Source organism: Pseudomonas abyssi (genome assembly GCF_003444685.1).
In the GTDB taxonomy this organism is placed as follows: Bacteria; Pseudomonadota; Gammaproteobacteria; order Pseudomonadales; family Pseudomonadaceae; genus Halopseudomonas; species Halopseudomonas abyssi.
Genome location: NZ_LMAZ01000006.1, coordinates 38,646 through 59,736, shown reverse-complemented (window position 1 = coordinate 59,736; position 21,091 = coordinate 38,646). Strand labels below are relative to the sequence as shown.

Sequence of the window (21,091 nt, the reverse complement as noted above, 5' to 3'; positions counted from 1 at the left end):
ATGACGACCAACTCTGATGCCGTCGGCGTGTCGGCCTTCCGCGGCCCGCTGCTGCACTTTTTGTCCGAACCGGGCCTCGGCACGCCCGATCCGGCCAGTTACAGCTACTTCACCGACGGCTTGCTGGTGGTTGCTGATGGCCGGGTTCAGGCGGTCGGTGACGCCGCCGAGCTGTTGCCGACCCTTCCCGCAGGCACCCCGGTCGAGCATTCGCCGGAGGGGCTGATCATGCCCGGCATGATCGACACCCACGTACACATGCCGCAGCTGGCGGTGATGGCCAGTTACGGCACCCAGCTGCTGGAGTGGCTGGAAACCTACACCTTCCCGACCGAATCGCGCTTTGCCGATGCCGACTGGTCGGCCAAGCAGTCCAAGGTCTTCCTCGACCTGCTGCTGGCGCACGGCACCACCTCGGCGCTGGTGTTCAGCACCTCGCACAAGGTCGCCAGTGAAGCGCTGTTCAGCGCTGCGCACGACTACAACATGGCAATTACCACCGGCCGGGTGATGATGGACTGCAACGCCCCGGACGGCGTGCGCGACACCGCCGAGGCCAGCTATGAGGAGAGCCGCGAGCTGATCGCCCGTTGGCACGGTACCGGCCGTCAGCGCTACGCCGTGACCCCGCGTTTTGCCGCGACCTCGACCCATGCGCAGCTGACCTACGCCGGCAAGCTGATGACCGAGGCCGAGGGCCTGTTGATGCAGACCCACTGGGCCGAGAACAAGGCCGAGATCGCCTGGATTGCCGAGCTGTTCCCGGACCGCGCCAGCTATCTGGACGTTTACGACCACTTTGGCCTGCTTGGCCCGCGCAGCGTGCTGGCGCACGGCATTCATATCGACGATGCCGACCGCGCCCGGCTGGCCGAAACCGGCACCCGCATCGCCTTCTGCCCGACCTCCAACACCTTCCTCGGCAGCGGCCTGTTCGATCTGGCCAGCGCCCGCGCGGCGAATGTCGAGGTCGGTCTGGCGTCGGATGTCGGCGGCGGCACCAGCCTGTCGATGCTGGTCACCATGGCCGAGGCCTACAAGGTCTGCCAGCTGCGCGGGCAGAGCCTCAACCCGTTCCAGGCCTTCTACATGGCGACCCTCGGCAACGCCAAGGTGCTGCATCAGGAGGCCGAGACCGGCAACCTGGCACCTGGCAAGATGGCGGACTTTTTGATCATCGACCGCGCCGCCAGCCCGATTCAGCAACTCAAACACAGCGCCGAGCGCGATCTGTCGGGCATTCTGTTCGACCTGATGATCCTCGGCGACGATCGCAGCATCCGTCGCACCTACATCGCCGGCCAATGCCGGTACGACCGCGCCGCCGTACAAGGAGCAGCCCATGCTGGTCTATCTGTCTGATTGGCTCAGCCTGATCATCCGCTGGTTTCACGTGATTGCCGGGGTTGCCTGGATTGGCGCCTCGTTCTACTTCGTCTGGCTCGACAACAACCTGCGTGAGCCGCCAGCGTGGAAAAAGCAAAAAGGCATCAAGGGTGACCTCTGGGCCATTCACGGTGGTGGTTTCTACGAGGTGGCCAAGTACGAAGTCGGCCCCGAACAGATGCCGACTGACCTGCACTGGTTCAAGTGGGAGGCCTACAGCACCCTGATGAGCGGTCTGGCGCTGTTGTTCGTGGTCTACTACCTCGGTAACCCCGGTTACCTGATCGACCCGAGCAAGCTGGATCTCAGCGCCGCCGGCGCGATGGCTATCGGTATCAGCACCCTGCTTGGTGTGATGGTGATCTACGAGGCGCTGATTCGCAGCCCACTGTCGCGTAACGGCATGGCCTTCGGCGTGGTGCTCTATCTGATTCTGGTGGCGGTTGCCTTCGGTCTGTATCAGGTGTTTGCCGGTCGTGGTGCCTACATCCATGTCGGCGCGGTGATCGGCACCATCATGGTCGCCAACGTCTTCCTCGGCATCGTGCCGGCCCAGCGCGCGCTGGTGAATGCGGTGGCCCGTGGCGAGAAACCGGGTGAAGAGGTCGTCATGCTGGCCCAGCGCGCCATGCTGCGCTCGCGTCACAACAACTACCTGACCCTGCCGGTGCTGTTCATCATGATCAGCAACCACTACCCGATGTTCTATGCCCATGCCCACGGCTGGCTGGCGCTGGCGGCGATCGGTGCGATCACGGCCTACGCGCGGCACTTCTTCAACCTGCGCAATCAGGGCCAGTTCAAGCCGTCGATTCTGGTTGTCAGCGCGCTGGCCACCGTCGCCCTGATCTGGGCCATGGCGCCGAGCGCCCCTTCTACCGTGGCGACCCACAGTCACGGCTCGGCGCAGACCGACAGTGAAGGCGCTGCGGCGGCACCGACTCCGGTGACCAACGCCGAGATCAGCCAGCTGTTGGCCACCCACTGTCAGGCCTGCCACGCCGCCAAGCCGACCAGCCCGGCCTTCCAGGCCCCGCCGGCCGGCATCGTCCTGGACAGCCTGGAACACCTGAAGCAGTACGGCGACAAGGTCTACCAGGCGGCGGTAGCGACGCATTACATGCCGCTGGGCAATATGAGCGGCATGAACGATGAAGAACGCAGCGTGCTGGGCCGCTGGCTGCAGGAGAATCGCTGAGGGGATGGCAAGGTGGTGGAGGCTAAAGCCTCGGCCACCTTGTACCCTTGAGTAGCCAGAGCCGCTACAGGCTGCGTGCATCGGTTATGCTGCGGTCATCCTGTGGACAAGGACGGACCATTGTATGCGCGCTGACAACCTTATTTCCCTGGCACTGGCGGCGATTGTGCTGTTTGTGCTGTATATGGCCTACCGCAAGGCACGCCAGGCCCGACGCGAGCGGTTGATCGACAGCTACCGTTTTCCCGAATCAATTGCGGCGAAAGTCGGCAAGACCTATCCGCACCTGAGCGACGCCGAGGTGATGCGGGTCATGCAGGGGCTGCGTGAGTATTTCCACCTGTGCAACATGGCCGGTCGGCGCATGGTCTCGATGCCATCCCAGGCCGTGGACGTCGCCTGGCACGAGTTCATCCTGTTTACCCGCAAGTACGAGCATTTCTGCGGCAAGGCGCTTGGCCGCTTCCTGCACCATACCCCGGCTGAAGCCATGCGCTCGCCCACCAGCGCCCAGGTCGGTATCAAGACGGCCTGGCGGCTGTCGTGCCTGCGTGAGGGCATGCGGCCGCGTGCGGCGCATCGTCTGCCGCTGCTGTTTGCCATTGATGCGCAGCTCAATATTGCCGACGGGTTTCGCTACGCGCTCGACTGCAAGCGATCACCGGGTGATGACTATTGTGCCGGCCATATCGGCTGCAGCTCGGGGTGTGGCGGGGGCTGCGGAGGTGATTCGTCCGGCGGCGATGGTGGTTGCGGCGGGGGCGGTGACTGACCTGTCTGCCCCCACCAGCAGGTGGGGGCTGCGTGCAGGGATCAGTCCCACTCGGGGGCGAAGTCCGGGTTGGCGATGCGCCCGCCGGCATCGAGACGTGCAATAAAATTGAGGTCATCGGCGCTCAGGCGCACGCGCTCCGCTTCCAGGTTGCTCTCCAGATGCAGACGCTTGGTGGAGGACGGAATCACCGCGATGCCTTGCTGCATCAGCCAGGCCATGGCTACCTGCGGGGGGGTGGCGCCGTGCTCCTCGGCGATGCGGTCGAGGGTTTCATCCTGCATCACCTTGCCGACGGCCAGTGGCATGTAAGCGGTCAGGTGCAGGTTTTCTTCGCGGGCAAAGTCGACCAGTTTGCGGTTCTGCAGGAAGGGGTGAATCTCCACCTGGTTGGTGGCGATGTTATCCGGCCCGACCAGCTCGAATGCTTCGTTGAGCAGGTCGATGGTGAAGTTGGATACCCCGGTCAGTCGTGTCAGACCTTGCTCGCGGGCCTCCATCAACTGGTTCAGGTACACCTGCATGGGTACCGCGCCGCCGGGCGATGGCCAATGGATCAGGGTCAGATCCACCTGCTCCAATTGCAGTTTGTCCAGGCTCTCGCGCAGGCTGGGGATCAGCTTGCCCTCGGCGAAGTTGTCGGTCCAGATCTTGGTGGTGACGAACACCTCTTCACGGGGCAGGCCGCTATCGGCGATGGCGCGGCCCACGTCCTGCTCGTTGTCGTAGATCTGCGCGGTGTCGATATGCCGGTAGCCCAGCTTGAGCGCGGTGCGCACAGCGTTGTAGGCATCCTCGCCCTTGAGGCGAAAGGTGCCCAGGCCAATCGAAGGGATGCTGCTGTCAACGTCTGAATTCATCGTGCGGTCCTCTCGATGGTGAGGTTTGCGGCGCGGCCGTAGTGCTGCTTCAGCCAATGAGGGCCGGCGCAGAGGCCAGCCAGCGCAGCCGGCGCGCCAATCAGGATGCTATGCAAGAGACCGGTATGAGCTCCAATAATTCCGCGGGACCAGACGCTGCGCCATTCAGGCGTCAGCGGGCAGGATGTCGACAGCGGCTGTAGCGCTCAGCTTGATCAGTCTCCGCAATTGCTCAAGCTGGGCCGGCTCCGGGCTGGCAAAGCCGGTTTCCAGTGCGGCGATGCGCAGCAGGATGCGATCCTTGCGCAGGCCTGTGGCGGGGAGATGAAAGAGTGCGCCGGTCAGTTCGCGCAGCAGGAAGGGGAGCTGCTGCTGGATCTTGATGCTGTTGCCGAAGGCCGAGGCGTGCTGGTTGATCAGCTCACGCATGCTGGCCTCGTCGGCCTGCTGACCGTAGTTGAGAAAGTGCTGGATCGCGCTGATAACCGCCAGCTCACCCAGGCGGCTGCAGGTGAGGGTAGTGCGCAGCGCGCCGGCGGGTATTGTGCGTTCTGCGCCCAGCCGGGTTAGCGCCTCGCCGAGGCGTTGCTGTTGGCCAGCCAGGTCGCTCGCCAGTTGCTGCAGCAGCGGGTGCTCCAGCGCTATACGAGCCTGTGCCAGGCGTTGCACCAGCTCGCGGCAGGCGGTCTGGCCCAGGCGCTCCCAGGCATCCTCTGGGCTCAGGCAGGTGTCGCGTCCGCGCTCCAGCTGGCGATTGGCCCGGTTAAGAGCCACAACGGTGAGCAGCGGCTCGGCCTCAGCCAACTGGATAAAGCCGGCGCGGTCCAGTTGAGCAGCGCTGGCGGCGGCCTGCTGCTGGCGCGCTGGTGTGCTCCAGGCCAGGCGCAGTGGGCTCTGCAGACGGGCCTGAAGAAAGCTCGGCAGATCGCCAATGCTGGCCATGTCGGCGGTTGCCGTCAGCTCTGTGCTGAATAGGCGCGCGAGGCGGCCGCGCAGGTTATCGACTTTGAATGGCTTGGCGATGAACTCGGTTATGCCCGCAGCGCGGGCGTCCAGCACCAGCTGGCGACTGATGTTGGCAGTGGTCAGCAGCCTCAGGCTGGCGGGCGCCTTGCGCGCCAGCGTACGCACGACATCCAGCCCGCTGCCGTCTGGCAGGTTGAGGTCGGCGATCAGCAGGTCCGGGGTGGTATCGCGCAGATAGTTGTGTGCTGCGACGGCGCTGGCGAACAGGGTTACATCCGTGTTGGCATCCAGGTCGCGAATCACCAGGCTGAACAGCTCGGCAATCCAGGGGTCATCCTCGACAATCAATACCTTCAATCAGGCACTCCGTCGTCACGACACAGCCGATTCCGGCCGCTCTGTTTGGCTCGGTAAAGCGCGCGGTCGGCGCGCTCAAGCAGCTCTTCGTCGGCCCAGGCGTCTGCCTCACAGGCACTGATGCCGGCGCTGAAACTGCAGTGAAATTGCTGCCCGCCCGAGGAAAACTGCAGAGCGTTGAACGCTTCGCGGATACTTTCCAGCAATTGATAGGCGTCGTCGCTGTTGCAGCCGGGTAGCACCGCGACGAACTCCTCGCCGCCGTATCGCCCCAGCCGATCCACCTTGCGCAGGCGCTGACGCAGCATGTTCGAGAGGGCGCGGATGACGTTGTCGCCGCAGGCGTGGCCGTAGCTATCGTTGACGTTCTTGAAGTGGTCGATATCGATCATCGCCACGCTGACCGGTGCGTGGGAGCGCTTGGCGCGCTCCGCCTCCAGCTCCAGTTGCTCCTTGATATCGGCGTGCTTGAGCAGGCCGGTCAGGCTGTCGCGGGCGAGCGCGTCGCTGACCATCCGTGCGCGCTGGGCTCGGGCATAGACCGTGGTCAGCAGGGTGCTGTCGCTGATCGGCTTGGTGATAAAGTCATCGCCGGCCTTGAGCAGGGCCGACATCTGGCGCTCGGCATTGGTTTCGGCAGACAGGTAGACAATCGGCACCCGCAGCCAGTCATCGTCCAGACGGATCACCTGGGCCAGCTCCGGGCCGCTGTACTCGGGCATGTTCAGGTCCATCAGCACGACTTCAGGGATGAACTTGTGCATCTTGTCCAGTAGCAGGTTGGCGTCGGAGACGGTGTCTACCCGGATACCGGCGTTGCTGAGCACCAGCTGGTAGCGGGCGGTCAGTTCGGTATCGTCGTCGACAATAAGTACGCGGAAAGGGCCGCCCTGCTGGCTGCTGAAGCCGCGTTCCAGCCGGCGTTCCAGCAGTGGCAGGTCGACCGGTTTGGTGAAGAATCCCACTGCACCGGCGCGCACCGCCTGCAGCCGGCTGCTGAAGGTGTCGAGGGAACTGATGATCAGCAGCGGCGGCAGTTGGCCGGGCGCCTGCTGGAATACCGGGTGGCTCAGCAGGCGACTGCCTGGCGGACTGGTGTCGATGATCAGGGCATCCAGTTGGGCCGCTGTATGCAGTGCCTCGGGTGACGCCAGACGGGTGACCTGATAGCCGAAGCTGTCGAGTGTCTGGGTCATTTGGCTGGCAAGATCGTCTTCCTCGATCAGCAGGCCAACGTGGCGATGGCGGTCTTCGTCGCTGATGCCGGCGTCCAGTTGCTGGGGTTGGGCTTGGCGCTGCTCGTCGCGCTTTAACAGGGGGCGCAGTTGCGCGCCGGCGCTGCTCAGGTCGGTGAGCACGGCTGCGTCCGGTTGCTTGGCGTCAAGCTGGGTTTGCGCTTGCTGTTCGAGCTGACGGGCCACTCTGCCCAGCTCGCCGTAACCGAAGGTACCGGCGGAGCCGGCCAGTTTGTGCAGACGGTCGCGCAGGCTGCGCAGGGCGCTGGGATCGTCGTGCAGCTGGGCGCAGAGGTCGTTCAATGTGTCCAGCTCGTCGTCAAGGCGTTGTCGAAAACGCGCCTCAATGGCGGCCAGCTGCGCCTGCAGTTGAGGGTTATCAGCCATGCTGCTGCTCCCAGATGGCGCGTATCTGCTCGGATAGTGTCATCGGGTCGAAGGGTTTGATGATGACACCGGCGGCGCCGAGCGCCCGATAGGCGGTGACTTCCTGGGTTTGCGCCTTGGCGGTCATGAAGATCACCGGTACGCCTTCCATGACCGGCAGTTTACGTAGTTCTGTCAGGGTTTGCGGGCCGTCCATGCCAGGCATCATCACGTCCAGCAGGACCAGTTGCGGCGCGAAGCTGTCGGCGGCGGCAACACCGGCGGCGCCGGAATCGCAGCTGCGCACGGTGAAGCCGCCAACGACTTCCAGGGCGACGCGGGCGACCTCCTGGATGGATGGGTCGTCTTCGATATGCATGATGCGTTCAAGTGCGGTCATCTAATGCCTGTCTCCTGAATGTGGATAGTTGGCCATGCTGGGGTGTTGCGCCTCACAGCACGGCCCGGCTCAAGGGCAGGCGGAACCAGAAACACGACCCTGCCCCTTCACGCGAACGGACACCGACTTGTCCGTCCATGCGTTCCACCAGTTCCTTGCAGATTGCCAGCCCCAACCCGGTTCCGCCACGCTGGCGTGCATTGCTGTTGTCCAGCTGGATAAACTTGTTGAACAGCAGGGGCTGTTGTTCTTCGGCGATACCGATGCCCTGATCGACGACCTGTACCTCAACCTCGTCACCCTCGATGAGCAGCTGGACCTGAATCAGCCCGCCGGCATGGGAAAATTTGGCCGCATTGGACAGGTAGTTACTGAGCACCTGCTGCAGCCGTCGTTCATCGACGCGCACCATGGGGTCAGCACTGCCGGGCTCCAGTTGCCAGCTTACCTGATAGCGCGCCGCGTACGGCTGGTTGATCTCCAGCGCCTGTTGCACGATCGGGCGCAGCAGCTGCGGCTTCAGCTGCAGGTCTAACTGGCCCGCTTCGAGCTTTTCCATGTCCAGCAGGTCGTTGATCAGTTCGCTCAGGCGCTGGCTGTTCTCCTGGGCGATCCGCAGCAGGCGTTCACTGGCTGGCGGCAGACTGCCGGTGGCACCGCTGCGTAGCAGGCCGATGGCGCCGCTGATGGCCGTTAGCGGGGTGCGCAGTTCATGGCTGACGGTGGCCAGAAACTGGCTTTTCAGGTCGCTGGCCCGGCGAATTTCCGTGATGTCGTGCATCACCACGATGGCGGCGCCCGGACCGCCGCGCTCCGGGTTCAACTGGCCGCCGCTGCAGAGTACGTGGCGCATGGGCTGGCCGACAGCGCCAATGCAGATCTCGATATTTTCCACCGGCTCGCCGCGCCAGGCGCGCAGCAGCGGGACGGCGTCGCTCGGCAGCGGGGTTGTGCCGTTGGCTTGATACAGGTCGTAGTAGCGGCTCCATTCGGCGGCGGCCAGCTTCATGACATCGGTACCATGCCAGCGCTGGGCGACGCTGTTGAACAGACTCAGGTTGCCGGCATCATCGCAGGCCACCACGCCGGCCTTGAGCGAGCCAAGCAGGCGCTGGTTCAGTGCCTCCTGGTGCTCCAGTTCCAGTGCGCGGTCTTCGCTGTCTAGCAGGCTCAGGCGCAGTTGCAGCTGAAACTCGGCGATGCGCGCCAGACGGCGCAGGGTATCCTGCTGGCTGGCGCTCAGTTGCCGCGGCATGCGGTCGATGACGCACAGGGTGCCGACCAGCTCGCCGTCCGGGCTGGCGATCGGCATACCGGCGTAAAAGCGGATGTTGGGTTCGCCGGTGACCAGCGGATTGTCGCAAAACCGCTCATCCCGGGCGGCGTCGGGCACCTCGAACAGCCCAGCTGCCTGAATGGCATGGGCGCAGAATGCCAGCTCGCGGGGTGTCTGTTCGGCCGCCAGACCGACGCGGCTCTTGAACCACTGGCGCTGATCATCGACCAGCGACACCAGTGCAATGGGCGTGTCGAGCCAGCGCGCGGCCAGCTCGGTCAGGTCGTCAAACGCCTGCTCGCTGGGTGTATCCAGAATCTGCAGCCGCGCCAAGGCTTCCAGCCGGCGTGCTTCCCTGTAGTCTGCGGTGTTCTGGTGGTCGCTCACATAGACTCCTTGGCTTGCCCGTCAGTGTAGCTGCCGCAGGTCGTCTGCGGCGACGTCGGCCAGGGGCAGGCGGATCCAGAAGCGCGAGCCGACACCGGCGGTCGATACAAAACCGACATCGCCGCCCATGCGGCGAGCCAGCTCGCGGCTGATGGCCAACCCGAGGCCGGAGCCGGCGCGCTTGCGCGTGTTGGAGCTGTCGACCTGGAAAAACTTGTCAAAGATCCGCGGCTGCTCCTGCTCGGGTATGCCGATACCCCGGTCCTCCACGCTGATCTCTACCCAGCCGTTCTCTGCCACGGCGCTCAGGGTGATGGCGTCGCCGGCATTGGAGAACTTGGCTGCATTGGACAGGTAGTTGGCCAGCACCTGCCCCAGGCGCTGCGCATCCACGTTGACCTCGACCGCATCCACCTGGCCCAACTGCTGCTGCACACCGTACTGCGCGGCGTAGCTTTGATTCAGCTGCAGTGCCCGTTGCAGCAGCGGCTCAAGCGGCTGGCGGACAAGCTCAATCTGCAGCTTGCCGGCGTCCAGTTTGTCCATGTCCAGCAGGTCGTTGATCAACCGGTGCAGGTTTTCGCTGTTTTGCACGGCGATGCCCAGCAGGCCCTGCATGTTGTCGGGTAGCTGGCCCAGGGCGCCGCCGTGGAGCAATTTGAGCGAGCCGATGATGGCGGTCAGCGGTGTGCGCAGTTCATGGCTGACGGTCGATACAAACTGGCTCTTCATTTGCTCCACGCGGGCCTGCTCGGTGGCGTCCCAGATAAAGCCGTCAAAGCCCAGCAGCTGGCCGTCGGCGGCAAACTCGCCGCGCCCCTTCTCGCGCACCTGAACCTGATGGCCGTCGGCGTGGATAAGTCGGTAATTGAGTTCGAAGCTGGGGTTGTCCGGCGTCAGTGCCAGGCACTGCAGAGTGAGAGGCAGATCCTCGGGGACAATAATGCTGGCGTAGCTGCGCCGGGCGTTGTTGATAAAGTCGCTTGCCGGGTAGCCGCTGATACGCTCGATTTCCTGGCTCATGTAGGACATGGTCCAGCTCTCGTTGGCGTGACAACGATAGACCGCGCCAGGCAGGTTGCTGACCATGCCGCGATAGCGTGACTCGCTGTTTGCCAGCGCCCGGCTGGTATAGATCAGCTCGGTGATATCGCTGGCCATGCCGAGAAAGCCGATCAACTGGCCGTTGTCGTCGGCAATGCGGGTGACCGTCAGGCGCACCTGGCGTTCACGGCCGTCCTTGCGCACATAGGTCCAGGCGCGTACATCGGACTTGCCCTGGCGAGGCTCGTGCAGAAAGATATCCAGGCCTTCGATCGGCTGTCCGCTGCTGGCGCTGAGCTGACTGCTGCGTGCGGCTAGCTCGCTTGGCAGGTGGAACTGCATTGGCGTGGCGCTGCCGACTACCTCCTCGCTGCTGTAGCCCAGCAGTCGCTGTGCACCGCTGTTGAACAGGGTAATCACGCCGTCCGGGTCGGTGGCGATAATGGCCACTTCGGTGGACGCGTTGATCACGGCGCTCAGATAGGTACGTGCTTCGCGCACCTCTTCGCTGGCGCGCACTTCGGCGCTGACGTCGCTGTGAATGCCGCTCATGGCCAGGGCGCGTCCTGCCGCGTCCCGTTCGGTCACCTGGCCCTGACTCTGTACCCAGATCCAGCGGCCATCGCGATGCCGTGCGCGGCACAGGTAGCTCAGGTGGTCACTGCCACCGCGCAGGTGGGCGTACAGCTGCGCGCGGATGCTCGGCACATCGTTCGGGTGCATCAGGTTGGTCCAGGTGTCGATAGACAGCGGTGCCAACTCCTCGGGCGAATAGCCAAGCATCTGGTACCAGCGCAGGCTGGCTTCTAACGTGTTGTCGTCCAGGCGCCATTCCCAGGTGCCGACATGGGTGGCATCAATGATCCGCGCCAGCCGCGCGCGCTCCTCGTTCAGCCGCTGTTCGATCTGCTTGCGCTCGCTGATGTCGGCAATAAACCCGTGCCAGACCAGATTGCCATTCTCCAGTCGCTCCGGACTGGCGTAGCCGGCCACCCAGATGTCGCCCAGCCTGGGGTGGCGCACACGGTACTCGGAACGCCATTCGGAACGCTCGATACTGGAGCGCTGGATATCTGCCTGTACTTGCGGCCAGTCGTCGGGGTGGATCAGGTCAATCGCCGGTTGCGCGTCCAGTGCGGCCTGCTCGGGCGTCAGGTCATAGATATTGGCGATGCCCGCACTGGCGTACGGAAACCAACTGTGTCCGCTGCTATCGACCTGATACTGATAGACCATGCCGGGCAGGTGCAGGGTCAGCTTGTGGAAGCGCTGCAACAGCGCCTCGCGTTGCTGCTGGGCGGCAGCCTGCTCCAGCAGGCCGGCGCACCAGCGCCCGCACAGGCGGACAAAGTCGGTATCGGCTTCATCAAAGCGCTGGCTGCGCGGGCTGGCGCTGGAAAAGTTGAGTGTGCCAAAGCGCTGGCCACCAACGATCAGGGCCACGCCGATATAGCTTTCCAGGCCGAACTGGCTATAGCAGGGGTGGCCGCTGAAACGCGACTGGCCCATACGGTCGATGGCCAGCACATCGCTGGCTTGCCAGGTCAGGCTGCAGTAGGTCTGGGAGAAGTCGAACAGGCTGCCGACAGGCGGCGTATCCCCCGTGCTGCTGGCAGCCTCGACACGATAGCGGTCGTCCTGGATGTGGCTGACCAAGCCGAGGTCCAGGCGCAGATAGTCACAGCCCAGATCCAGCAGCTGCACCAGCCGTTGCTGCAAGCTCAGACCCGGGTCGGCGGCCAGCCGGTTGAGCTGCCGCAGTGCCTGACGCTGGCGTTCGAGGCGCTGGTGCATGGCCTCGTTGTCCTGCTGCTGGCGCTGGGCGTGCAGCAGTTGGCCGAGTGCTGTCTGCAGCGGGGCAAGAAAACTGCGTAGCGCCGGGTCTCTGGGGTGCTCGTCGCCGGACAGCAGCAGCACCCCCAGCTGCCGACCGGCGAAGATCAGCGGCAGCATCAGGCTCCTGGGGGCGCCTTTGTCCGGGTTGGCGGTGGTCTGCTCGGGGTGAGCGTCGCGCAGCACCCGCTGCAGGCCGGGCTGCAGCGCTTCGGGCAGGGGCTCGCTGCTGGTGCTGCTCAGCGTGTGCAGGCGCTGGTTGCCGTCGCCGTCTGGCTGCAGCTGCAGGAAGTCGGCGCGGGTAAAGTGGGTCAGGGCGAGAATCTGTTCCAGCAGGTGCTGCAGCCCGTTGCCGAAGTCATTCTGCTGGATGTAGTCCGACTGGGAGCGGCTGATGATCTCCAGCAGGCGGCGATCGCGCTCGCGGCGCTGACTTTGCGCATCGATGGCCTCAGCGTGCTGGGCCATTTGCCGCCGAGCAGTGTTGCGACTGTAGAGCAACAGCAGGGTGAACAGGGTTATGGCGACCAGCCAGGCCAGCAGCCACTTGCCGGCCTGGCTCAGCAAGGCGTTGCGGTGGTCGGCGTAGGCGTCGCTGATGTCGCGCCACAGCAGCACAGCGGCGTCGTCGAGTCCGGCACTGGGTTCAACCCGGTACGCGGCCCGTGGCAACAGGTCGGCCAGCCAGACGCGATCATCGTGCCTGAACAGTTGTGGGCCGTTGGCACCGTTCAGGGCCTGGGCGGCCCGGCGCAGAACATCGAGCTTGACTGGCCCGGGGCTGTCGGCCAGCAGCCAACGGTCAGTTTGCACGCTGGGCAGCGTGCTGGCGAGCTTGTTGGCGGGTCGTACCAGCAGTGCCAGTGCCTGTTGGCCATCGTCACGGTGCTGGGCAAAGACCGAAAAGCCGACCTGCAAGGTGGCGATCACCCGGCTGTTGGGTGCCTGGCTGGCAAACACCGGGACCACTGCGCTCTCGCTGGCTCCTTCTGGATAGAGCGCCAAGCCGTCGACTGTCGCGCCCTCTTGCTGGCTGCGGCGCAGCAATGAGCGCCGGGCGTCCTGCGGGTCGGCCCAACGCTCCGGGCGTTGCATGCGCAGCAGCGCCACGCCATCGGGTGCCAGGTGAATCTGCAGTTCCTTGGCACCGGCCTGCTGCAGTAGTTGCCAGAAGCCGCCCAGGTCGTCCTGCAACTGGCTGCGCAGGCGCGCAACTTCCGGATCTTGCAGGCCATGCAGTCTGACCAGATAGCTGATGCGGCGCAGCAGACGAAGGGTGTCCGGGTCCTCGCTGAGACTGAAAGCGGCGATGCGAGCCTGCAGGCGCAGGGATTGCTGTTCCTGCTGCAGGTCACGCAGTGCCGCTTCGGCCCGGCCGTATTGCTGCGCGCGCCAGGTACGGTCGCGTTCCTGCCAGGCACTGATACCCAGGTAGAGAAAACACAGCGTCAACAGCAGCATGCCCAAGGGCAGGGCAATGCGTCCGTTGCGGGTGTGCTCGGGTGTGGTCATGGGTGCTGTCATCTGGACTCGCTGGCAGAAGCTGCACCCTTGACCATAGCGGTTTGGTCGGCTGTGAGCCAGCCGCCGGCGGGGCTTTTCAGAGGCTGTTGTTTACGTGGCCGCCATCCACATTGATGATGGTGCCGGTCATGAACGAGCCCGCCTCGCTGGCGAGCAGCAGCAGCGGGCCATCGAGTTCGTCGAGCAGCCCCAGGCGGCCCATCGGGACCTTGCTGCGCACGTAGGTCTGGCCATGCTCGGTATCGAAGTAGTCAGAATTCATTTCGGTGCGGAAGTAGCCGGGGGCAATGGCGTTGACGCGGATACCGTTCTTGGCCAGTTCCATCGCCATGGCCTTGGTCAGCTGCACCACGCCGGCCTTGGCGACGGCGTAGTGGGCCAGCGCCTTGCCGACGCGCAGGCCGAGAATCGAGGCAATGTTGATCACGCTGCCGCCCTGGCCGCTGCCGGCCATCGCCTTGCAGCCGCGGTGGGCGACGCGCCAGGCACCGTCCAGGTTGGTGTCGAGCATGCTGCGCCAGTTGCCTTCGTCCATGTCCAGGAAGGGCACTGGATCGCCAATGCCGGCGTTGTTGACCAGAATGTCGCACACGCCGAAGGCCTGCTCGGCGGCGCTGAAGCCGGCGTCAACGCTGTCGGCGTCGGTCACGTCCATGGTGACCGCCATCGCCTCATGCCCCTGTTGCTTGAGCTCGTCCACCAGCGCCGACAGGCGATCGGCGCGGCGGGCGGCCAGCACCACGCGTGCGCCAGCGGCAGCCAGTACGCGGGCGAAGTGGGCACCGAGACCGCTGGAGGCACCGGTAATCAGGGCAGTCTTGCCGGTCAGATCGAAGCGCGAGGTGGTCATGGGTCGGATCTCCTGTTGTTATTGGGCATCTTGAACGCGCCCGAGTATCGGCCAACTGATCCCTTGATACCAGTGCGTGCTGCCCGTGTGATGACGCACGATCAGCCGGACACGGGTGTGCCGAGCGGGAAGCTGGCCTGCACCAGCAGGCCGCCGAGTGGACTGTCACCGAGCAACAGACTGCCCTGGTGACGCTCGATGATGCGCTGCACGATGGACAGGCCCAGCCCGGCACCCTGACTGTTACCTTGGGTATGAAAGCGCTCCAGCAGGCGCTCGCGGTCACCCTCGGGTACGCCGTCACCGCTGTCTTCGACCCGCAAGAGCAACTGATCGGCTCGGCGTTGCAGGCTGACCAGTACCCGGCCACCGTCCGGCGCGTGCTGGATGGCATTGCCAACCAGGTTCTGCAGCAACGTACTCAGGCTGCCCGGCTCCATATCGACCTTGTCAGGCAGGCCGTTGTCGCTGATCAGCTCCAGCTCCTGATTGCGCCGCAACGCCAGTGGCAGCAGTTCGGCGACTTCATCGCGGCAGCTTTCCAGCAAGGCGACCGGGCTGCGCTGGCGCTGCTGATCATCGGCCAGCCGGGCGAGTGTCAGCATTTGCGAGATCAGTCGGGTGGCCCGTTCGACCCCCTGCCGCAGGTGCTGCAGTGCCTGTTCGCGCTCGCCCGGGTCAGTGGCCTGCATGGCGTTTTCCGTGTGAATCTTCAGGACTGCCAGTGGGGTGCGCAGTTCGTGGGCCGCATCGGCAATAAAGCGCTGCTCGCGGGCCAGCAACTGGTGCAACTGCTCCAGCATGCGATTGAGCGCGGCTTGCACCGGTTCCAGTTCGGCGGGCAGGTCACCCAGTACGATCGGTTGCAGGCTGTTCGGTTCGCGCAGGCGGATCAGCTGGGCCAGCTGGTCGAGGGGCTTGAGTCCGGAGCCGATGGCGAACCAGACCAGCAGCATCATCAGCGGGATGCCGAGCAGATCGGGGACCAGGGTGCCGCGCACGATCTTGTCGACCAGTTCGCCGCGCACATCGCTGCGCTCACCGACCCAGACCGCCAGAGCGCTGTCCGGTGACTCGAGCACGTAGCCGCGCCACCGGTACGTTTCCTGTTGCAGGTCGGCAAAACCCGGTTGCCAGTCGGCATCAGTCAGCTGCGGCACGTTGAAGGAGCGGGCAATCACGGTGCCGTTGGCGTCGCGGACCTGAAACGCCAGCTTGCTTTCATAGCGGTGGCCGAGCTTGGGGTGCTCGCCGGTGGTTTCCAGCAGCGCCTGGGCCAGCTGTTCGGTCGGAATCTGGCCCTGCGAGGCTCCCAGCAGCCCGATCAGCACCCGCGCACTCTGACCGAGTTGGGCGTCGAACAGTTCTTCTACCTCATGGGTAGAATCATGATGGCTGGCCCAGCCCATGATCAGGGTGCCGACCAGCAGTAGCCCGAGCACCCGAATCAGGATGCGCTTGCGGATGGATTTCATGCGTCGCGTTCTATCATGTAGCCGACGCCGCGTAGCGTGCGGATCAGTCCGCTGAACAGCTTGCGTCGCAGGTGATGGATGTGGACTTCCAGGGTGTTGCTGTCGACTTCTTCATTCCAGCCATACAGCGACTGCTCCAGCCGGTCGCGGGTCAGTACCCGGTCGGGCTGGGCCATGAGTTCATGCAGCAGCACGAACTCCTTGCGTGACAGGTTGACGTTGCGGCCCTCAAACGTGACCTGCTGGCTCTGCGGGTCGAGGGTAACCCCGCGCAGTTGGATGAGTGGCTCGGCGCGCCCGGCGCTGCGTCGCAGCAAGGCACGGATGCGGGCCTTCAACTCGGCGCTGTCGAAGGGCTTGATCAGGTAGTCGTCGGCGCCGGCATCCAGGCCGGCGATGCGGTCCTGCACGCCATCGCGGGCGGTCAGCACCAGCACCGGTACGGCCTGATGGCGGTCACGCAACTCACGCAGTACCTGCAGGCCGTCCATCCGCGGCAAGCCCAGATCGAGGATGGCCAGATCAAAGGGCTCGCTGCTCAGGGCGTGCAGCGCGCTGGCGCCGTCCTGCAGCCAGTCTAGGGTATAGCCCTCGCCCTTGAGCGAGGTCAGGATGCCCTCGGCGAGGGAGGTATCGTCTTCTACCAGCAGCAGTCGCATGTATTACCTGTTGGCGATTTTGTCCAGTCGGGCGCGGATTTCAGCCTGGCGGCCTTCGTCGGCCAGCGGACGGTCCGGGCGCGGTGCAGCGCCCTGCGCCTTGAGCAGTGCGCTGCGGGCTTCAGCATAGCGCTTCTGGTCGATCAGGTAATCGGCCCAGAAGAAATTGCTGTCGATGCCGTCCGGATTCAGCACCAGTGCCTGTTGCAGCAACGTCTCGGCCTGCTCGTCGTCGCCAAAGCCGATCGGCCAGCCGGGCACTTGATAGTAGAGTGCTCCCAGACTGGTATAGGCCGAGCCCTGCAGGGCCTGGGGATCAACCTGCAAAGCGTGTTCGAACAGGCTCTTGGCCTCCTTCACCTTGCCCAGCGCGCCGAGCCCGCCTTCAGCGCCGGCCCAACTGCTGAGAATGATGCCGCGCCAGATCAGCAGTGGCGCACTGTCCGGTTCCTCTGCCAGGGCCTGTTCGGCCTCGGCTGCGAGTGCTTCGAAGGCATCGGCTTTCTGATTTTCCGGCAACTGATACTGAATTTCTGCCCAGCGTTTTTGCAGCGGAGCGATATCGGCGGCAAAGGTGCTCAGGCTGAACGTGGCCAGCAGACCGGCGAGAAGATAACGAACCCAGATGGACATGATCAGTGCTCCTTGGTGTGAACAGAAGGTGTGGCGTAATGGCGGATAGTCGGCAACTGGCGGCGCAGGGCCTTGTCGACCAGTCGCGGTAGCAGGCCGTTGAGGCGTACGAACAGTCGCTCAGGAAAGCCCAGATGGACCTCGCGCAGATCGGCATCCAGCGCCTGAACCAAGCGCTCGGCGACCAGTTCGGGGCTGTCCATGCTGACCTGCAGTTCGGCGTTCATGGCTTCCACTGCGGCGTTGTTCATCTCGGTGCGGGTCGCCCGCGGAGCGATGTAGAGCACGCCCACGTTGGTATCGGCCAGCTCCCGGCGCAGCGCTTCGGAAAAACCGCGCAGGGCGAACTTGGTAGCGCAGTAGACGCTGAAGCCGGGGTAGCCGATGGACCCGAAGGTCGAGCCGATATTGACTACGCAGCTCTGCGGCTGGCTGCGCAGCAGCGGCAGCAGAGCGTGGGTCAGCTGCAGGGTGGCAGTCAGATTGGTCTCGATCAGGTCGTTGATGGCCTGCTCCTGCATGTTCTCGAACAGGCCGAAATGATTGATGCCGGCGGCGTTGATCAGCAGGTTGATGTTGCCCAACTGCTGGGCCTGGCGCAGCACGCTGGCGCGGTCGGCCGGGCGGCGCAGGTCTGCCTGCAAGCAACTGACCTGGGACGGGTTGCGTTCGACCAGCGCCTGCAGCGCCTGATCCTGGCGGCCGACGACCAGCACCTGCGCTCCCCGCGCGCAGAGCGCGGCTACGATGGCGCGGCCCATGCCGCCGGTCGCACCGGTCAGCAGCACGCGACTAGCTGACAGCTGCATGGCGCACCTCCTCTTCAACCGAGCCGGGCAGGCTGCGGAACATCTCGGCGTAGAGCCGATAGATCACCTTGGCGGTGTGCAGTACCGCGGTGCGGTCGGCGTCGTTGTCGATGCGATTGACCAGTTGCTCGAAGAACTTCATGTGCTCCAGGTCCAGCGAGCCGTGCGAGGTCAGGTAGCTGAACGCCTGCGGCGGCAGTCCGAGACCTTCTTTCAGGCTGCCGGCAGCCTGGGTAGCCAGCGCGATGCTGGTGCCTTCCAGCACGAACACCATGCCCAGCATCGACATCGGATTGAGTCGGTTGATACGGTCGTACATGGTGCTGACCATCAGCTCGGTGGCCAGCGCCGGCGTGCTGTGGCGGACCGCCTCGGCGTCGCCACCGCAGGCGCGGATGTCGTTGAGAATCCACTCCTGATGGCCGATTTCCTCCTCGATGTACTCGGCCATGGCTTCGCGCACCCATTCGTGGTCACTGTCCAATCGCGAGCCGCAGGCCATCAGCAGTGGCACGGTGTGGCGTACGTGATGGAAGGCCTGGGCGAGAAAGGCGATGTAGCTGTGGCGTTGCACCTCGCCGCGCAGGGCGGCCTGGATCAGCGGCGAACTGAACAGGTATTCGCGCTCACTGGTGGTTTCGGTTTGCAGTTGCTCAAAGAAAGTCATAGCGCAATGTCCTCGGTCAGCAGGCCCAACAGGGCCGGACGATAGTGTTCAATGATCTGCTCACGGCGCAGGCGACCATTGCTGGTCAGCAGGCCGTTGTCTGGGGTGAAGGGTTCGCTGGCGGTCAGCCAGGGGCCGATGCGGGCGTAGTCGGGCAGGCGGCTGTTGGCCTGGGCAATCGCCTCTTCTATGTCGGTTACGCGGAAGGCCGGGCTGCGCGGCACGATCAGTGCCACGTTGACCGGCAGGGCTTCGCCGTAGACCAGGACCTGGGCAATGGCTGGATGGGCGGCGACCTCGGCCTCGACCCATTCGGGGTTGACGTTGCGGCCGTAGGCGGTGATGAACTGGTTCTTCTTGCGGCCGAGAATGCTCAGGTAGCCGTCCTCCAGTTTGCCGATATCACCGGTCGGCCATTCGTCGACGGTCAGCGGCGGCTCGCCGAGATAACCCAGCGCGCGGGCACCGCGGACCATGATCTCGCCGTCGTCGGCCAAGCGAATCTGTACGTGCGGCAGCGGCTGGCCGACCGTGCCCGGGCGGTTGTGGTCGGGGCGATTGAGGCAGACCACCGAGGCGCACTCGGACAGGCCGTAACCCTCAAACACCGGCAGACCGTGTTTGGCCGCCCGCTCCAACAGTGACGGTGCAACCCGACCGCCGCCAACCGCGATAAAGCGCAGGCTGCGTGGCAGCGGCGCGCCCGCATCAGCTGCCTGCAACAGCCCCTGCAGCAACTGCGGGACCAGAATCAGGCTATGCGGCTGGCTTTGCAGCAACACGCTGAGCAGGCGTGGCGCGTTGATTTGCGCGCCCTGCAGGCCGGTGTCGGTCGGTACGCTGATGCTGGCGCCGTTGAGCAGCGCGGTGATGGCGCCCAGGTTGTCCAGCAGCACGGCCAGCGGCAGCAGAATCAGGTGCTGTTGGGGATCAACCGGCGAGCAGGCCTCACGCAGGCTGTCGGCGACCTGCAGCATGGCTTCGGCAGACAGGCAGACGCCCTTGGGCGTCCCGGTGGTGCCGGAGGTAAAGGTGATCTTGGCGGTGCCGGCCGGGATGCCGACGCTGATCGGTGCCCGCTGCCAGCCCAGTGACGTGGCGGCAAATCCCAACGGTTGCAGCTCTGCGGCGTCGTCAGCCATGCCCAGCACGGTATCCACCCCGGCACTGGTCAGCAGATGCGCGCGTTGCTGGCGGGTGAAGAACGGCGCAATCGGCACGCAGGTCAGGCCGGCCTTGAGAATCGCCAGATCCCACAGCAGCCACTCGCGGCCGTTGGGCAGGGCCAGTGCAACGCAGCGGCAGCCGACGGCGCGCAGATGTTCGGCGCGGCGCTGGATCTCGGCGGGCAGCTCGGCGTAGCTGATGCTGCCCTGCTCGTCGCTCAGCGCGAGCTTGTTGGGGCGCTCAGCCGCGAAGCGGTCGAGGCTGTGCCAGAGTACGTCAGGCGCAATCATTGGCGATCTCCGGGCCAGTTTGCAGGTAATCGGGTTGGTAGCGCATGCGCTCGAACAGACCCCGACGCTGCAGCTGGTTGAAGCCTTCGGGGATGTAACCGGCCATCACGCGGGGTTGTGTGGCGTAGTAGCTGCCCCACTCCAAGCGAGCCTCGCCAAGGCGCAGCGGGTCGGCCGGGCCCAGGTCAATCGGGCTCAGGGTCAGGCGCTGGAAGCTGTTGAGCAGCATCGGCGTACCGGTGAAGACCACCCAGGTGTATCCGCTGGTTGCCAGGTAGTGGGTCAGTGCGATGATCAGCAGACGGCCCGCGCCGGGTGCCAGCGCGGCCAGATTGCCGACCTCGACAACCCGCTCACGATGCACCGGCAGGTCCGTGTGCTGGCGAATGGCGTCGCACACCGGCTGATCCAGATAGTGTTCGAGAAACAGCGGGCCTTCAGCACCGCCGCGCATGCCGACACCGGCGCGTAGTTCGCCCAGTTGGCACAGGCCCAGCAGTTCCGGCATGAATTGTTGGACGTCGGCACCGTAGGTGACGGCAAAGCAATCGTGAATAAAGTGCTCCAGCCGTGACCGCAGTCGGCAGTCGGAATGCTGGGGTGCGTGCAGCAGGGTGGCGTCATCGCCCAGGCGGGCGAGCTGCCGAGCCTGTGGAACCGGGGTCTGTGACATGGCATTCCTCCTCATGTTGGGGAGGAGAATGGCGGGCGAATCTTAAGATCGGCTTAAGCGAAGCCCTATTGATCGATGCTTGCTGAATTTTCGTCATTTCCGCGCAGGCGGGAATCCACCGAGACGCTGGGCACAGTGATGGATCCCCGCCTGCGCGGGGATGACGTGGTTATTGATTTCAAGTTTGATGAGGCTGGTCGGGTGACGTTTTGATTTCCAAACACATGGTCGAGTGGGCACCGGCTTTCCTCCCGTTTACGCGGG

The 21,091-nt window shown here is 64.6% G+C and carries 17 protein-coding genes; 3 read left to right on the top strand and 14 right to left on the bottom strand.

Going from position 1 to position 21,091, the window contains the following annotated elements; translation table 11 throughout:
* From guaD to ASB58_RS15935, 3 genes are all read left to right on the top strand, one after another.
* Window positions 1-1,362 carry a guanine deaminase gene (gene guaD / locus ASB58_RS15945; RefSeq protein WP_181977958.1) on the top strand — a complete coding sequence of 454 codons (1,362 nt, stop codon included), beginning with the start codon at window positions 1-3 and terminating at the stop codon, window positions 1,360-1,362.
* Complete coding sequence (locus ASB58_RS15940) at window positions 1,343-2,584, top strand: urate hydroxylase PuuD (protein WP_118131599.1); 1,242 nt, start codon at window positions 1,343-1,345, stop codon at window positions 2,582-2,584. Before guaD ends, ASB58_RS15940 begins: the two co-directional genes overlap by 20 nt.
* 124 nt (window positions 2,585-2,708) lie before the next feature.
* Window positions 2,709-3,356 (top strand): glycine-rich domain-containing protein, encoded by a 648-nt coding sequence (locus ASB58_RS15935; RefSeq protein WP_118131598.1) that lies wholly within the window; start codon window positions 2,709-2,711, stop codon window positions 3,354-3,356.
* Window positions 3,357-3,397: 41 nt separating this feature from the next.
* On the opposite strand, the gene dkgB is transcribed toward ASB58_RS15935, so the two are convergent.
* The 14 genes from dkgB to ASB58_RS15865 form a co-directional block, all read right to left on the bottom strand.
* Window positions 3,398-4,216: a 2,5-didehydrogluconate reductase DkgB gene (gene dkgB, locus ASB58_RS15930; RefSeq protein WP_118131597.1), complete on the bottom strand. Its 819-nt coding sequence runs from the start codon at window positions 4,214-4,216 to the stop codon at window positions 3,398-3,400.
* Window positions 4,217-4,381: 165 nt separating this feature from the next.
* On the bottom strand, window positions 4,382-5,539 hold the full coding sequence (locus tag ASB58_RS15925) for a response regulator (protein ID WP_118131596.1): 1,158 nt from the start codon (window positions 5,537-5,539) through the stop codon (window positions 4,382-4,384).
* A complete protein-coding gene (locus ASB58_RS15920) occupies window positions 5,536-7,161 on the bottom strand; it encodes a diguanylate cyclase (protein ID WP_118131595.1) in 1,626 nt (541 codons plus the stop codon). The genes ASB58_RS15925 and ASB58_RS15920 overlap by 4 nt, the downstream gene beginning before the upstream one ends.
* Complete coding sequence (locus tag ASB58_RS15915; protein ID WP_118131594.1) at window positions 7,154-7,540, bottom strand: response regulator; 387 nt, start codon at window positions 7,538-7,540, stop codon at window positions 7,154-7,156. Before ASB58_RS15915 ends, ASB58_RS15920 begins: the two co-directional genes overlap by 8 nt.
* Window positions 7,541-7,592: 52 nt before the next feature.
* Window positions 7,593-9,203: an ATP-binding protein gene (locus ASB58_RS15910; RefSeq protein ID WP_118131593.1), complete on the bottom strand. Its 1,611-nt coding sequence runs from the start codon at window positions 9,201-9,203 to the stop codon at window positions 7,593-7,595.
* A gap of 21 nt (window positions 9,204-9,224) precedes the next feature.
* Entirely contained in the window at window positions 9,225-13,604 is a 4,380-nt protein-coding gene (locus tag ASB58_RS15905; protein ID WP_118131592.1) for a PAS domain-containing protein, read from the bottom strand.
* Between the two features lie 76 nt (window positions 13,605-13,680).
* Window positions 13,681-14,454, bottom strand: a complete 774-nt coding sequence (locus ASB58_RS15900; RefSeq protein ID WP_118131591.1) for an SDR family NAD(P)-dependent oxidoreductase — start codon at window positions 14,452-14,454, stop codon at window positions 13,681-13,683.
* Between the two features lie 101 nt (window positions 14,455-14,555).
* Complete coding sequence (locus ASB58_RS15895; protein ID WP_118131590.1) at window positions 14,556-15,929, bottom strand: ATP-binding protein; 1,374 nt, start codon at window positions 15,927-15,929, stop codon at window positions 14,556-14,558.
* Window positions 15,926-16,588 (bottom strand): response regulator, encoded by a 663-nt coding sequence (locus ASB58_RS15890; RefSeq protein ID WP_104736757.1) that lies wholly within the window; start codon window positions 16,586-16,588, stop codon window positions 15,926-15,928. Before ASB58_RS15890 ends, ASB58_RS15895 begins: the two co-directional genes overlap by 4 nt.
* A gap of 3 nt (window positions 16,589-16,591) precedes the next feature.
* Complete coding sequence (locus ASB58_RS15885) at window positions 16,592-17,221, bottom strand: tetratricopeptide repeat protein (protein ID WP_118131589.1); 630 nt, start codon at window positions 17,219-17,221, stop codon at window positions 16,592-16,594.
* Between the two features lie 2 nt (window positions 17,222-17,223).
* Window positions 17,224-18,030, bottom strand: a complete 807-nt coding sequence (locus tag ASB58_RS15880; protein WP_104736759.1) for an SDR family oxidoreductase — start codon at window positions 18,028-18,030, stop codon at window positions 17,224-17,226.
* On the bottom strand, window positions 18,014-18,697 hold the full coding sequence (locus ASB58_RS15875; RefSeq protein WP_104736760.1) for an iron-containing redox enzyme family protein: 684 nt from the start codon (window positions 18,695-18,697) through the stop codon (window positions 18,014-18,016). The genes ASB58_RS15880 and ASB58_RS15875 overlap by 17 nt, the downstream gene beginning before the upstream one ends.
* On the bottom strand, window positions 18,694-20,154 hold the full coding sequence (locus tag ASB58_RS15870; RefSeq protein WP_118131588.1) for an AMP-binding protein: 1,461 nt from the start codon (window positions 20,152-20,154) through the stop codon (window positions 18,694-18,696). The genes ASB58_RS15875 and ASB58_RS15870 overlap by 4 nt, the downstream gene beginning before the upstream one ends.
* On the bottom strand, window positions 20,141-20,827 hold the full coding sequence (locus ASB58_RS15865; RefSeq protein ID WP_118131587.1) for a thermostable hemolysin: 687 nt from the start codon (window positions 20,825-20,827) through the stop codon (window positions 20,141-20,143). The genes ASB58_RS15870 and ASB58_RS15865 overlap by 14 nt, the downstream gene beginning before the upstream one ends.
* Between the last annotated feature and the right edge of the window lie 264 nt (window positions 20,828-21,091).

Bases quoted from the DNA above. Each gene is read 5' to 3' on its own strand.
- guaD (WP_181977958.1), top strand. From the start codon at position 1: ATGACGACCAACTCTGATGCCGTCGGCGTGTCGGCCTTCCGCGGCCCG.
- ASB58_RS15940 (WP_118131599.1), top strand. From the start codon at position 1,343: ATGCTGGTCTATCTGTCTGATTGGCTCAGCCTGATCATCCGCTGGTTT.
- ASB58_RS15935 (WP_118131598.1), top strand. From the start codon at position 2,709: ATGCGCGCTGACAACCTTATTTCCCTGGCACTGGCGGCGATTGTGCTG.
- dkgB (WP_118131597.1), bottom strand. From the start codon at position 4,216: ATGAATTCAGACGTTGACAGCAGCATCCCTTCGATTGGCCTGGGCACC.
- ASB58_RS15920 (WP_118131595.1), bottom strand. From the start codon at position 7,161: ATGGCTGATAACCCTCAACTGCAGGCGCAGCTGGCCGCCATTGAGGCG.
- ASB58_RS15915 (WP_118131594.1), bottom strand. From the start codon at position 7,540: ATGACCGCACTTGAACGCATCATGCATATCGAAGACGACCCATCCATC.
- ASB58_RS15905 (WP_118131592.1), bottom strand. From the start codon at position 13,604: ATGACAGCACCCATGACCACACCCGAGCACACCCGCAACGGACGCATT.
- ASB58_RS15900 (WP_118131591.1), bottom strand. From the start codon at position 14,454: ATGACCACCTCGCGCTTCGATCTGACCGGCAAGACTGCCCTGATTACC.
- ASB58_RS15895 (WP_118131590.1), bottom strand. From the start codon at position 15,929: ATGAAATCCATCCGCAAGCGCATCCTGATTCGGGTGCTCGGGCTACTG.
- ASB58_RS15890 (WP_104736757.1), bottom strand. From the start codon at position 16,588: ATGCGACTGCTGCTGGTAGAAGACGATACCTCCCTCGCCGAGGGCATC.
- ASB58_RS15885 (WP_118131589.1), bottom strand. From the start codon at position 17,221: ATGTCCATCTGGGTTCGTTATCTTCTCGCCGGTCTGCTGGCCACGTTC.
- ASB58_RS15880 (WP_104736759.1), bottom strand. From the start codon at position 18,030: ATGCAGCTGTCAGCTAGTCGCGTGCTGCTGACCGGTGCGACCGGCGGC.
- ASB58_RS15875 (WP_104736760.1), bottom strand. From the start codon at position 18,697: ATGACTTTCTTTGAGCAACTGCAAACCGAAACCACCAGTGAGCGCGAA.
- ASB58_RS15870 (WP_118131588.1), bottom strand. From the start codon at position 20,154: ATGATTGCGCCTGACGTACTCTGGCACAGCCTCGACCGCTTCGCGGCT.
- ASB58_RS15865 (WP_118131587.1), bottom strand. From the start codon at position 20,827: ATGTCACAGACCCCGGTTCCACAGGCTCGGCAGCTCGCCCGCCTGGGC.